Source organism: Streptomyces sp. NPDC004752, from assembly GCF_053601275.1.
Window position 1 is genome coordinate 86,065 of record NZ_JBSGBN010000009.1, and the last position, 12,103, is coordinate 98,167.

Consider the following 12,103-nt stretch of genomic DNA (forward strand, 5'->3'; position numbering starts at 1 on the left):
CTCGCAAGTGACTTAGCCCTAAGCCACTTAACATGAAGTCACCTTCTTGCGGTCTACCCGGGGCCCGGCCGATAATTCCGTAATGACTGCGCAGCTCAATGACCCGGTCGACGCGATCATCGATCAGTGGGCACGGGTACGGCCCGACCTCGACACCGCGGGGATGGAGGTCTTCGGCCGGATCTTCCGGCTCTCCCGCGCGATGGGCGACCGGATGGAGAAGGCATACGCGCGGTTCGGGATCTCGCGCGGCGAGTTCGACGTACTGGCCACCCTGCGCCGCTCCGGCGAGCCCCACACCCTCTCGCCCCGCCGGCTCTCGGCCACCCTCATGCTCACCACCGGCGGGATGACCGGCCGCCTCGACAAGCTGGAGCGGGCCGGGTTGCTGCGCCGCTCCCCCGACCCGTACGACCGGCGCGGGTTGCAGGTGACGCTCACGGACAAGGGGCTGCGACTGGTCGACGAGGCGGTCGGCGCGGGTCTGGCGGAGCAGACGGACGCCCTGTCCGCCCTCGACCCCGAACGGGCCGCCCAACTGACCGACCTGCTGCGCGAGTTGCTCGCGGCCACCGTGCGGGACCGGACCTGAGCGCTCCGCTGGATGTGCCGCGATGGGAAGTGCCGCGATGTGCCGTCGGTCGTCTGCGGCACCATCGTGGCCGGTCGCGCAGTTCCCCGCGCCCCTTCAGGGCGCTGTCGAACCGCAACGGACTTCGCCGAACCTGCTCAGCCCCGGCGGCGCACAGGGGTGTGCGCGGACATGCCGGGGGCGCCGACCTCACCCCGTACGGCGACTGCTCGTACGTAGGGGACGCCGGCGCCCCGGGCGCGCGGATCGGGGTCGGCTCAGGCCCTCGCCTTGGCCTTCGTCACCCGGTGCTTCGACTTGTCCAGGACCATCACCAGCCCCGTGATGACCGCGAACAGCACGAGCGGGGCGAGCACATAGAGGCCCAGCGTCTCGATGACGCTCAGGCCCTTGCCGGGGTCGTCGCCGTCGTCACGGGTGAGCGCGAGCGCGGGGGATGACATGAGCAGCATCATCAGCGTCGTACCGGCGGCCAGGGCGCCGGCGCGCAGGGCGTTCTTCTTGTCCACGGTGCAAAAGTAGCGAACGCCCGAACGCGCCATGCGCCCGGGGTGCCATAGCACGAGGGAGAGCGGGGCAGCGCCAGGGAGAACGGGGCAGCGGCGGGCGGATGAACCCGGGGCCGGGCTCATGCACCCGTGCGCAGGGTCGCCAGCAGGGTGTGCAGTCGGGGTGAGGCGGTCAGTTCCTCCAGGGTCACCGGGCGGCCGTCCGCGTCCGCGATGGGCAACCGCCAGTTCGGGTACTGGTCCCAGGTGCCCGGGAGGTTCTGCGGGCGGCGGTCGCCGATGCCGTCCGGGAGCCAGACGCCGACCAGCCGGGCCGGGGTGCGCAGCAGGAAGCGGTGGACCGCCTGGATCCGCGCCTCCTCGGCGGCCGGCGAGCGGTCGCCCGGCGCCCCTGGGAGCAGCCCGAGGCGGGCGAGCAGGTCCAGCCACTCCCCCGTGTCCGCGGCGGCGGCCGCCCGCTCCTGCGCGGCCGGGTGGGCCAGCAGGCCGAGGCGGTCGCGGAGTTCGACGTGCTCGCCGGTGAGCCGGGCCGCCGTGGGCGGCAGGTCGTGGGTGGTGGCGGTGGCCAGGCAGTCGGCGCGCCAGCGGTCGGGCGGGAGGGGGCGGCCGTCGCCCGCCCAGTCCCGTTCGAACCACAGCACCGACGTGCCGAGCACGCCGTGCCGCTGGAGCGTCTCGCGCACGCCGGGCTCCACGGTGCCCAGGTCCTCGCCGATCACCACGGCCCCGGCCCGGGACGCCTCCAGGACAAGCAGGGCGAGCAGGGCCTCGGCGTCGTACCGGACGTACGTACCCTGCGTCGGCGGCTGCCCCTGCGGCACCCACCACAGCCGGAACAGGCCCATCACATGGTCGATGCGGACCGCGCCCGCGTAGCGGAAGAGGGCGCGCAGGAGATGGCGGTAGGGGGCGTGGCCGCAGCTCGCGAGGCGGTCCGGGCGCCAGGGCGGCAGGCCCCAGTCCTGGCCGAGGGCGTTGAAGGCGTCCGGCGGGGCGCCCACCGACATCCCGGCGGCGACGTACTCCTGCTGGGCCCAGGCGTCGGCGCCCCGGGGGTGCACACCGACCGCGAGGTCGTGCACGATCCCGACCGGCATGCCCGCCTCGCGGGCGGCGCGCTGGGCGGCGCCGAGCTGGGTGTCGGTGAGCCAGGCCAGCCAGGAATGCAGGTCGACGCGGTCGGCCAGTTCGGTGCGGGCGCGGGCGGTGCCGGACGAGCGGGGGTCACGCAGCTCGGGCGGCCAGGTGTGCCAGTCCGAGCCGTGCACCTCGGCGAGCGCGCACCAGGTGGCGTGGTCCTCCAGGGCCCGGCCCTGCTGGGCGAGGAAGTCGGCGTAGGCGGCCTGCCGGCCCGGCGCCGGGGGCACCTCCCGGACCAGTTCCAGCGCCTCACGCTTGAGCCGCCACACCGCGTCCCGGTCGATGAGCGCGCCCTGGTCGAGCACGGTGGCGCGCAGCCGGGCGGCCCGCGCGAGGAGTCCGCGGACGCGGTCACGGTCCTCGACATACGCGAACTCGGGTACGTCCTCCACCCGCAGGTGTACCGGGTCCGGGAAGCAACGGGAGGACGGCCGGTACGGGGAGGGGTCGGTCGGGCTGCCGGGTACGGCCGTGTGCAACGGGTTGACCTGCACGAATCCTGCGCCGACCGTACGTCCTGCCCAGCCGGCCAGCTCGCCCAGGTCCCCGAGGTCGCCCATGCCCCAGGACCGCCGGGACAGCAGCGAGTAGAGCTGGACGAGGAGTCCGTAGGAGCGGGTGGTGGGGGTGGGCAGCCGGTCGGGGGCGACGATCAGATGGGCCTCGGCGGTCCGGCCGTCGGGGGCGGCGGCGGTCAGCAGATGCACCCCGAGCGGCAGGCCCCGCGTGTCTCCCCGCGCCTCCCCGTCCTCCGTCCGCACCTCCAGACAGGTGCCGACGGGCAGGCCGAGGGCGATCTCGCCGTCGCCCGCCCAGTGGACGACCGTCGGCGGCAGCAGCCGTTCGGCGAGGTCGCGCTCACGGTCGGCGAGGGCGGTACGGACGGCTGCCGGGCCGCCGGCGTCGACGCCCAGGGCGCCGAGGGCGGCGATCACGGCACCGGCGGAGGCCGCGACGGTGCGGTCCGGGGACGGACTGTAGAAGGTGGCGACGCCGTGCAACTCCGCGAGCCGGGACAGCTCCCCGTCAAGGGGAGCGTCGCGGGCTTCGCTCATCTACAGCCCCGGCTCGCTGGTCAGCGGGGCCGCATCGGCGAGCGGCGGCTCACTGGTGAGCGGCTCGGCGTCGGGCAGCGGAGGCTCACTGGTCAGCGGCGCCTCGGCGCAGGCACCCTCGGCACTGAAAACACACAACTCGGACTCCCCCTCGCTCTCCCCCGAGGGTTTGAACTGGGCCGGGATCGGATGGTGAACCGCTGCGGCCACGGTGGCCTCCTCGTCAGGTAGGGCATGCGGCGGACACCGAAGCCCTACCCAGCGAACGAGATGGCAGACGTACGGGATGCGGAAACACTCCTCCCGTAGCCTTCTGTCCAGATATGCACCTCAAGATTGCAGCACCGGATAAGCGCGCCCAATTCGGACACAAGCCGAACCCTCACCGGCGCACCGCCAAGCCAAGAAAAACCCTCCCCAGGTAAACAACAGTTGACCTCTCGTTGACATCGTTGGTACTTTCTTCGCCTCAAATCAGGTCGAGGACCCTTGGGGCATTCGGGGAGAACTTGGGGGATGTTCGCTTCGCGAGTTCCTACCCTGCTCTTTCGCGCGAGGAAAGAGCAGGGAAAATGAAGCACAGTACGCACTGGCCGGTGACCGTGGACACCACCAAGGCCGACGGCTGAGAATCCAGGGCCCGAGGGGTGCTGCTTCGGGAGCACCCCTCGTCCCTCCGATGAGCGGTCAGTGAGACCCCATGAAATTCAGTACCAGCCTGCGCGGCGGAAGTGTGCGATGGGCTGCCCCCGTCATTCTCCTCTTGACGGCCCTTTACTATGTGGCGGGAGAAACAGCACCGCTCGCAAGCTATTACCATTACGCACCGAGTATTGTCGCGGAGCCGCTGCAGACTCTCTACGCACTGGCCTATGCGACAGCGGCGGCCCTGGCCTGCTGGGAAAGCGGAAGCCTGCGGAGTGCCCGGATATGGGCGCTGGCGCCCGCTCGTTCGCGTTACCGGATCGCGGCCAATGCCCTCGCACCCGTGATCGCGCTCTCCTGGCTCGTCCTGCTGCTCCCCCCGGCGGTCTCACTGGCGCGCTCGGCGACCGCCCCCAGCCTCGACAGCATGCGTCTGCCGCTCGCGGGCATGGTGCTGTGCGTCGCGCACGCCGTGCTCGGATTCGCCGTCGGCTGCTGGATCCCACGGGTCATCGCCACGCCGATCCTGGCCGTGGCCGACTGGGTCACGGTCGCCTTCACCAGGGCGGTGCAGCCCTACTGGCCTCGCCATGTCTCCGGGCAGTTCGGCTCGATCGGTTTCGGAGAGGTGCCGGACCTCGTCACGGTGGGGGTGCCCGTCCTGCTGGCGGGTGGCGTCGCCGTAGGACTGATGATCCTTTGGCTGCCGTACGGCTGGCGCGCGCTGCGGGTGATGGTCGCGGCCACGGTCGCCGTGGCCGGTGTCCTCGGGGCCTACCGCACCAGCGTCGGCTGGCCGCACACACCGCCCCTGACCGCAGGGCACGTGGAGATGGAGTGCGCGGGCAGTGCGCCGCGTATGTGCGTGCCGGAGTTCAACGCGCCCTATCTGCCGCGGGCCCAGCGCGACACCGCGAAGGCGCTGAGCGCGCTTCGTGACGCCGGGGCGATCTCGTCCTCACCCCGCCTGATCACCGACAGCTACGTCGACGGGCGGGTGCAGAAGCCCTCCACCGACGCCGTGTGGCGCATGATCCTCACCCAGGCGGTGCCGAGCGGTGATGCGGCGTACCAGGTCGTGATGCGGTCCCTGCACTTCCGCTGCAAGAACGTCAGCACCCGCACCGCCCACTCGGTCTGGCTGTGGGCAGCCGAGAAGGCCGGCCAGGAGGAGCAGTACCTCAAGCGCCGTAAGCAGGAGCGCCGGGATCCTGTCGCCCGGAAGCTGGAGCAACTGGTCCGGGCCGACGTGACCCGCGTCCTGGCCGAGCCACGGGCCGAACAAGCCGAGTGGATCAGACAGGCGCTCGACAGCTGTGAGGCGAAGACTCCGTGACGTGGTGGTTCAAGGCCCGCCGGGGCCACCTCCTGCTGCCCCTAGCCGTGCTCGTCTTCGGCGCGGGGCTGTACGCGGTGCAGAGCAACACGGTGTTGCTGCCGTCCCTCACCGGCAGCCCCCGTATCGCGCTCTCCCTCTTCATCCCCGTCCCCCTGCTGGCCTTCCTGATGGCCGCCCTGGAATCCCGGCTCCCCGCGGCCGAGGTCTCCGGAGTCCGGTCCATGACACGGCTCGACAACGCCCTCGTCGCCGTGGTCGTGGCCGCGGCGGTGCTGTGTGCTGTGCTCATCGCCGCCGTGCAGGGCTCGGCGCAGGCCACGACCGCCGGCCGTAACGCGGTGTTCCTGACCGGACTGATGCTGCTCGGCCGGGCCTGGGCCGGTCAGACGGCCGTGATGGTCCCGGTGGGCTGGCTGGTCACCGTCGTGCTCATCGGGTTCCGGGGGAACCTGCCGTACCTCTGGACCGTCATCGCGCTCCCCGCGGACAGCCTGTTCGCGGCGGCCACCTCCCTGGCGGCGTTCGCAGTCGGCCTTGCCGCCCAGATCCGCTCGTCGAGGAGGACAGCGTGACACTCGAACTCAGCAACTGCACCTACGGCTACCGACGCTGGAAGCAGCCGGTACTGCGGAACTTCTCGTACTCCCTGCCGGACGGTCTCACCGTCCTGCTCGGCCCCAACGGCGCCGGCAAGTCCACCCTGCTGAAGCTCGCGGCTTCGGTGACCCGGCCTCAGAAGGGGCAGGTGAGCCTGGACGGCGAGCCCGCAGGCACCTCGGCATACCGGCGGACGGTGGCCTGGATGCCACAGGACATCGTGCCCATGCCCACACTGACGGCGCGCGAGTACGTCGCCTACATCGGCTGGCTCAAGGGCATGAACCGCACCGACGCCTGGAAGCAGGCCCGCAAGGCCCTGGTACGCGTGGAACTGACCGACAAGGCCGACACCCGCACCAGTCGGCTCTCCGGCGGCCAGCTCAGGCGCGTCGGCGTCGCCGGAGCACTCGTCCACGGGGCCCGAGTCCTGCTGCTGGACGAGCCCACCGCCGGCATGGACCCGTATCAGCGCCGTGTCTTCCGCGACATCCTGCGTGGACTGACCGGTGACGTCCGGGTCCTGCTGTCGACCCACGACGTCGCCGACCTCGCGGAGGAGGCCGACCACGTCACCGTCGTGTACGACGGGACGGTCCTCCACCATGGGAACACCGGCACGTTCCTGACCCACACCCCGCCCGGCACCCTGGAAGGACGCGCCGCCGAAGCCGCGTACACCGCCCTGCTCAGGAGCCGGGGAGTCACGGCCTGACCCCGACCCGCCGCTCAGCCCAGGGAGGCCGTGAACTCCCTCCAGGCTTTCGGGGCGAGGAGGAGTATCGGGCCGCCGGGGGTTTTTGAGTCACGGACGGCGACGGCGTGGGGGATGTTGCGGGCGACTTCGACGCAATTCCCCCCGGTGTTGCTGTAGCTGGACTTCACGAAGTCGAACTCAGACATGGGTCAGAACTCCTGGCGAATGGTGTCGATCAGCCGGGCAGAGTCGCGCTGGGCGAGGCTGAGCCGGGCCGTACGCTCGAAGAAGGTGCTGTACGCCCCGCTCTCGGCCTCGTCCTCCACCCACACAGTAGACATGATGGTGTCCGCGTGAACCACGTCCACAGCCTCGCTCTCGGCGAACGAGATGACGGTGAACGGGCCTGTGATGCACGGGTGTCCGCCCGCGCGGAAGGGCAGCACTTGCAGACGGACGTTGGGGAGTTCGGCGACCTTCAGCAGGTGCTCCAACTGCGCACGCATCGTGACCGGGCCGCCGATCAACTGTCGTAGAGCCGCCTCCCAGACGATGGCGTACACCTCAAGCGGGCGCTCGCCGTGCAGGCGTTCCTGTCGGCGCATACGGATATCGACCAGGCGCTCGATCTCGTCAGGATCGTCCCACACCCCCGCGCCTTCACTGACCGCGAGTGAACGTGCGTACTCGGCGGTCTGGAACAGACCAGGAATCAGGGAGAGTTCCCACGTTCGTACGCGACTCGCGGCATCCTCCAGCGCGATGTACTCAGAGAACGTGCCCGGGTGGGGTGAGTCCTGCCACCACCCCTTTGCCTTGCGGCGCTCGCGGTCCAACTTGGCCAGGCCCAGTAGCCGGGCCGCAGCCTCGCGGTCGTCCAGGCCATAGAACTCACAGAGCGCGCGGATGTCCGGGTCCCGCATGGGCACCCAGCCCTGCTCCATCTTCACGATCTTCGAGTTGGTCGCGTTGATGGCATCACCGGCCTGCCGCTGCGTCTTGCCTGCGGCTTCCCGAAGGCGCAACAACTCGCTGCCGAGCCTGCGGCCCAGGACAGTTGAGGTCCGGTTACCCAGTGGTGAGGTACGAGTCACAGCCCAAGTCTGTCCTGTGAGGGCCCACCAAGTCACCCGATGGAGACAATTATCTCCGCCTTCCTTGCATCCGGAACCCGGGGCACCCTACGGTCGGTATTCAATCGCCCACAGAGTGACGCCACTTGGAGGTGCACCGCATGCCCGACGCAAGCCCCGCCCCCGACCCCCTCCTCCACGAAGACCAGCTCGACTACACCCCCTTCCCCCGCAGCGTCTCCCTGGCCCGGCGCCGCGCCGCGCGCCTCGTCAGCGACTGGGGTCACGCACCGCTCGCCGGAGACGTCGCCCTCGTCGTCAGTGAGTTGATGACCAACGCCCTGCTCCATGGCAGCCTTCGTGAACGGCTCATCCGCGTCCGGCTGGTCACCACGCGCACCGCACTCCGCGTCGAGGTCAGCGACCCGCGCGGTGAACGGCTGCCCTGCGTGCGTGACGTGACCGGCGAGGATCAGTTCGGGAGGGGGTTACTGCTGGTCGGAGCACTCGCGGACGACTGGGGCGTGGGGCCGCGGGCCGGTGTGGGCAAGACCGTCTGGGCGGAGTGGAGCCTCCTCCTCACCCTCTGTACAGATCCGCTCGCGCGGCCGGAGGAGTGACGGGAATGGCGCTAGCGTGGGCCCGTGCCGGAAAGGTGCTCGACGAGCGGAAGGGGCGGCCGATGACGATGCCGTACGCGGACGAGGGGGCTCCGCTCATTCCCATGCCGGAACTGAAGCTCCCCGCCCTCCGGCAGGCCGTGGCCACGGTCGCGCCGTCCCGCCTCCCCGAGTTCTTCGAGGACCTCCAGAAGGCGTTCGTACGGGCCGGGGACGAGGACAGCGTCGTACCGATCCGGATGTTCTACCGGCAGTGGGGTGTGGTGATCGAGATCGAGCGGCACCCGCAGACCGCCCGCCGACTGCGCGCCGCCGAGCAGGCCGTCAACAGCCCCGACCCGGCCGTACGTGAACAGGCCATCCGTGATGCCGGCGAGATCGTGCGCGCCGCGCATCGCGAGGTCGCCGGTGGCTGACTGACACTGGGAGCTGTTCCAGGACGATCTGCTGGACGGACTTCCGGACGCGGCCCGCGCCGAGACGGAGCGACTGGCGAACGAGATCGCCGTACGCGAGTCCATGGTCTTCCTGGAAGTCGGCCGCCTACACCGGTCCCGGCCCCGGTGTGCGCGACGAGAGCCGAGGCTTGCTGATGCTCACCTACCTGACCGACGTACAAGGTGAACGGATCGTGATCGTCCAGATCAGCTGGTTCGACTGAAGCACCCATTGGTTCAGCTGAAGCACCCCGTCCACGCCGAAGCACCCCGCGGCTGGACGGGCAGCCACGGGGTATGCGAAGGCCCGGATCCGTCAGGCGGAAATGCCGTCGATCCGGGCCAAGGCGTCGTCCGCGCCGTACGGCTGCAAATAGGGCAGCCAGCGCGGGTCCCTATGGCCGGTGCCGATGATGCGCCAGGCCAGGCCGGTGGGCGGAGCGGGTTTGTGGCGCAGCCGCCAGCCGATCTCGACCAGGTGACGGTCTGCCTTGACGTGGTTGCAGCGGCGGCAGGAGGCCACCACGTTGTCCCAGACGTGCTTGCCCCCGCGGCTGCGCGGGATGACGTGGTCGACGCTGGTTGCGACGCCACCGCAGTACATGCACCGGCCTCCGTCCCGGGCGAACAGCGCCCGACGGGTCAGAGGAACGGGCCCCCGGTAGGGAACCCGAACGAATCGCTTGAGCCGGACCACGCTGGGTGCGGGCACTGTGACGGTTGCGCTGTGCATGAAGGCGCCGGACTCCTCAAGGCAGACTGCCTTGTTTTCGAGGACGAGCACGAGCGCGCGGCGGAGCGGTACGACACCGAGCGGCTCGTACGACGCGTTGAGGACCAGGACATGCGGCACGGATGCCTCCTTGTACGCCGGCGACGCGTGGCTCGCGCCGGGACGATCTGCAGTCAGTCTCCCCTCATGCCTGGTGAAAGCGCCACCATGTCCCGGTAACGGGCTGGGAGTGTTTTCGACCACACCTGGATTCATCCCCCCGATCACGGCCTGTTCAAGCCCACGTGAGCCCGGTCTCTCCCGCGCACAAGGCGCGGCCCACACACAATGCCCCGTTAGTGTGTTGGTTCTGCCCGTCCGGTGAGCATTCCGTGATCTCGGCGATCTCGGCGATCTTCGGTGTCTCGGCGATCTTCGGTGTCGCGGCCGTCTCGGCGTCGTCTCGGCGATCTCGACGTCCTGGACCACTACCCCGACGATCCCGACCGCCGGGCCGGAGGCAGACCCTGCACCTGGAGGTACCCGCCGTGTCCTTGTCCGCCGCCCTGACGGCCGCCGCCGCGTCACCGTCGCCGTCTCCCTCGGAGTCGACGACGGTGACGGTGCCCACGCTCCAGGACGCCCAGGAGAGCGCGACCAACGCCGCCAGCTGGGTCGAGCAGAACTGGTCGACCTGGCTCGCCATCGGGCTCAGGGTCCTGCTCATCCTGGTGGTGGCGGCGGTACTGAGAGTGGTGGTGCGCCGGGCGATCACCAAGCTGATCGACCGTATGAACCGGACGGTCCAGGCGGTCGACGGGACGGCGCTGAGCGGGCTGCTGGTCAACGTCGAGCGCCGCCGCCAGCGCTCGCAGGCGATCGGCTCGGTACTCAGGTCGGTGGCGTCGTTCCTGATCCTCGGCACGGCGGCGCTGATGATCCTGTCCACGTTCCAGATCAACCTGGCCCCGCTCCTCGCCTCGGCCGGTGTCGCGGGTGTGGCGATCGGTTTCGGCGCCCGCAACCTGGTGACGGACTTCCTCTCCGGTGTCTTCATGATCCTGGAGGACCAGTACGGCGTCGGCGACCAGATCGACGCGGGCGTCGCCACCGGCGAGGTCATCGAGGTCGGCTTGCGGGTGACCAAGCTGCGCGGCGCCGAGGGCGAGATCTGGTACGTCCGCAACGGCGAGGTCAAGCGCATCGGCAACCTCTCGCAGGGCTGGGCGACGGCCGGGGTGGACGTGACGGTGCGGCCCACCGAGGACCTGGACCGGGTGAAGGCCACGCTGGCCGAGGTGGCCGAGCAGATGGGCAAGGAGGAGCCCTGGAACGAGCTGCTCTGGGGCCCGATCGAGGTGCTCGGCCTGGACAGCGTCCTGGTCGATTCGATGACGATCCGGGTCTCCGCCAAAACGATGCCGGGCAAGTCGCTGTCCGTCGAGCGTGAACTGCGCTGGCGGATCAAGCGGGCCTTCGACGCTGCGGACATCCGGATCGTGGGCGGGGAGCCCACGGCGACGGAGGCCCCGGCACCCGACCCGACGGCGTCCGTGGCGCCCCCGTCGGCGTTCGGCAACGCCGGGTCCCCCCAGTCCGAGGCGGCGACCCCGATCGCACCCCAGCGCCCGCCGACGAAGTAGGGCGGCCGGAGGCGGATCGGTAGGGCGGCCGGAGGCGGATCGGTGCGGCACACTCGTTCGAGTGACGGCGGGCGCCGTTCCTCCACCGCGGGCCGTTCGGACCCTTCATCGTTCTGCCGGGGCACCCAGCGCGGGCTTAGCCTGGCACCAGCGGGACAAGGAGAACCAGCGATGAGCGCCGAACCGATCATGGAGCCGGTCATGACGCAGGTGGACCCCATCGACCTGTTGAGCGCGATCGAAGAGGCATCGCGGGTGCCGATTCGACCGGAGTACGTCGAGGGGACGGTCATCGTGCCGCCGCAGCCGAACGACAACCACAACCACGGTGCCTTCGAGCTGTGCTACCAGCTCCGTACGGCCGGATTCGACCTCGTGGGCATGGGCAACGGTTATCGTGCCGCACACCAGGACGGCAGCACGATGGCGCTGGTCGTTCCGGACTTCTACGTGCGCCGACGCAAGGCATCCGAACTCGACGAGTCGTACCGGAGAGCCCACAAGGGCTGGTACCCCATCGACATGCTCGCTCTCGTCGGCGAGGTGACGTCGAGCAACCACTGGGCGGACACCAGCCCCAAGCTCCGTACCTACGCCGCCGCGGGTGTTCCGGTCTACGTCCTGATCAACCGGGACACCGCCACGGTTCACTGCCACACGGGCCCGGTTCTCCCGGGTGAGGGCCCGGCCAAGGCGTACTACAGCGAGGAGGACAAGGTCGACCTGGGCGCGCCCCTCCCCCTTCCCGCCCCCTACCCCACCCTGGACACCACTCCGTTCCTCGCGGACTGAGCGCACCCGGTCCGCTCACTCCGTTCACCCCGCTTCGGGCGGAGCCCGCGGGTAACGGGTGGGGCGCCGCCATGGCCCTCGCTCGACGCCCGCCGTAGCCCTGCCCTCTCCTGACACCCCCTTCCTCTTGACGCCCCCTTCGTGGCCGCTTACGTTCTCCTGCCATCAGGAAACTTTCCTAACAGTGGTCCCGGTGGACAGGACGAGTGGACATGACACCCGGGCCGCTGGAAGGCTGGACGGCTGGAAGGG

14 protein-coding genes are annotated in these 12,103 nt (G+C 70.1%); 8 read left to right on the forward strand and 6 right to left on the reverse strand.

The window, feature by feature from the left end; genetic code table 11:
• The first annotated feature begins 82 nt into the window (after positions 1-82).
• Entirely contained in the window at positions 83-592 is a 510-nt protein-coding gene (locus ACWEKM_RS06180) for a MarR family winged helix-turn-helix transcriptional regulator (protein WP_451619974.1), read from the forward strand.
• A 257-nt stretch (positions 593-849) separates the two neighbouring features.
• Here ACWEKM_RS06180 and ACWEKM_RS06185 read toward each other — a convergent pair whose 3' ends face one another.
• From ACWEKM_RS06185 to ACWEKM_RS06195, 3 genes are all read right to left on the reverse strand, one after another.
• Entirely contained in the window at positions 850-1,101 is a 252-nt protein-coding gene (locus ACWEKM_RS06185; protein ID WP_451619975.1) for a hypothetical protein, read from the reverse strand.
• A 119-nt stretch (positions 1,102-1,220) separates the two neighbouring features.
• Positions 1,221-3,296: a 4-alpha-glucanotransferase gene (gene malQ, locus ACWEKM_RS06190; RefSeq protein WP_451619976.1), complete on the reverse strand. Its 2,076-nt coding sequence runs from the start codon at positions 3,294-3,296 to the stop codon at positions 1,221-1,223.
• Positions 3,297-3,506: a hypothetical protein gene (locus tag ACWEKM_RS06195; protein WP_451619977.1), complete on the reverse strand. Its 210-nt coding sequence runs from the start codon at positions 3,504-3,506 to the stop codon at positions 3,297-3,299. It abuts the gene before it with no gap.
• Between the two features lie 778 nt (positions 3,507-4,284).
• On the opposite strand from ACWEKM_RS06195, the gene ACWEKM_RS06200 reads away from it, so the two are divergent.
• From ACWEKM_RS06200 to ACWEKM_RS06210, 3 genes are read left to right on the forward strand one after another with little or no spacing between them, the layout of a single operon-like run.
• Positions 4,285-5,277 carry a hypothetical protein gene (locus ACWEKM_RS06200; protein ID WP_451619978.1) on the forward strand — a complete coding sequence of 331 codons (993 nt, stop codon included), beginning with the start codon at positions 4,285-4,287 and terminating at the stop codon, positions 5,275-5,277.
• Positions 5,274-5,852 carry a hypothetical protein gene (locus tag ACWEKM_RS06205; protein WP_451619979.1) on the forward strand — a complete coding sequence of 193 codons (579 nt, stop codon included), beginning with the start codon at positions 5,274-5,276 and terminating at the stop codon, positions 5,850-5,852. Before ACWEKM_RS06200 ends, ACWEKM_RS06205 begins: the two co-directional genes overlap by 4 nt.
• Entirely contained in the window at positions 5,849-6,592 is a 744-nt protein-coding gene (locus ACWEKM_RS06210; RefSeq protein ID WP_451619980.1) for an ATP-binding cassette domain-containing protein, read from the forward strand. The genes ACWEKM_RS06205 and ACWEKM_RS06210 overlap by 4 nt, the downstream gene beginning before the upstream one ends.
• A gap of 14 nt (positions 6,593-6,606) precedes the next feature.
• Here the strand turns inward: ACWEKM_RS06210 and ACWEKM_RS06215 are convergent, their stop codons facing one another.
• Together ACWEKM_RS06215 and ACWEKM_RS06220 are read right to left on the reverse strand one after the other, a co-directional pair.
• Positions 6,607-6,780, reverse strand: coding sequence for a DUF397 domain-containing protein (locus ACWEKM_RS06215; RefSeq protein WP_451619981.1), 174 nt, complete (start codon positions 6,778-6,780; stop codon positions 6,607-6,609).
• Between the two features lie 3 nt (positions 6,781-6,783).
• The gene (locus tag ACWEKM_RS06220; protein ID WP_451619982.1) at positions 6,784-7,668 is read right to left on the reverse strand and encodes a helix-turn-helix domain-containing protein; all 885 of its coding nucleotides are present in this window, start codon (positions 7,666-7,668) and stop codon (positions 6,784-6,786) included.
• Positions 7,669-7,808: 140 nt separating this feature from the next.
• Between ACWEKM_RS06220 and ACWEKM_RS06225 the strand changes: the two genes are divergently transcribed.
• Positions 7,809-8,267 carry an ATP-binding protein gene (locus tag ACWEKM_RS06225; protein WP_451619983.1) on the forward strand — a complete coding sequence of 153 codons (459 nt, stop codon included), beginning with the start codon at positions 7,809-7,811 and terminating at the stop codon, positions 8,265-8,267.
• Between the two features lie 5 nt (positions 8,268-8,272).
• Positions 8,273-8,683: a hypothetical protein gene (locus ACWEKM_RS06230; protein ID WP_451619984.1), complete on the forward strand. Its 411-nt coding sequence runs from the start codon at positions 8,273-8,275 to the stop codon at positions 8,681-8,683.
• A 337-nt stretch (positions 8,684-9,020) separates the two neighbouring features.
• Here ACWEKM_RS06230 and ACWEKM_RS06235 read toward each other — a convergent pair whose 3' ends face one another.
• Positions 9,021-9,557 (reverse strand): HNH endonuclease, encoded by a 537-nt coding sequence (locus tag ACWEKM_RS06235; RefSeq protein WP_121888680.1) that lies wholly within the window; start codon positions 9,555-9,557, stop codon positions 9,021-9,023.
• Positions 9,558-9,964: 407 nt separating this feature from the next.
• Here ACWEKM_RS06235 and ACWEKM_RS06240 point away from each other — a divergent pair, with 407 nt between their 5' ends.
• Complete coding sequence (locus ACWEKM_RS06240) at positions 9,965-11,059, forward strand: mechanosensitive ion channel family protein (protein ID WP_451619985.1); 1,095 nt, start codon at positions 9,965-9,967, stop codon at positions 11,057-11,059.
• Between the two features lie 171 nt (positions 11,060-11,230).
• Entirely contained in the window at positions 11,231-11,851 is a 621-nt protein-coding gene (locus ACWEKM_RS06245) for a Uma2 family endonuclease (RefSeq protein ID WP_451619986.1), read from the forward strand.
• The last annotated feature ends 252 nt before the right edge of the window (positions 11,852-12,103 follow it).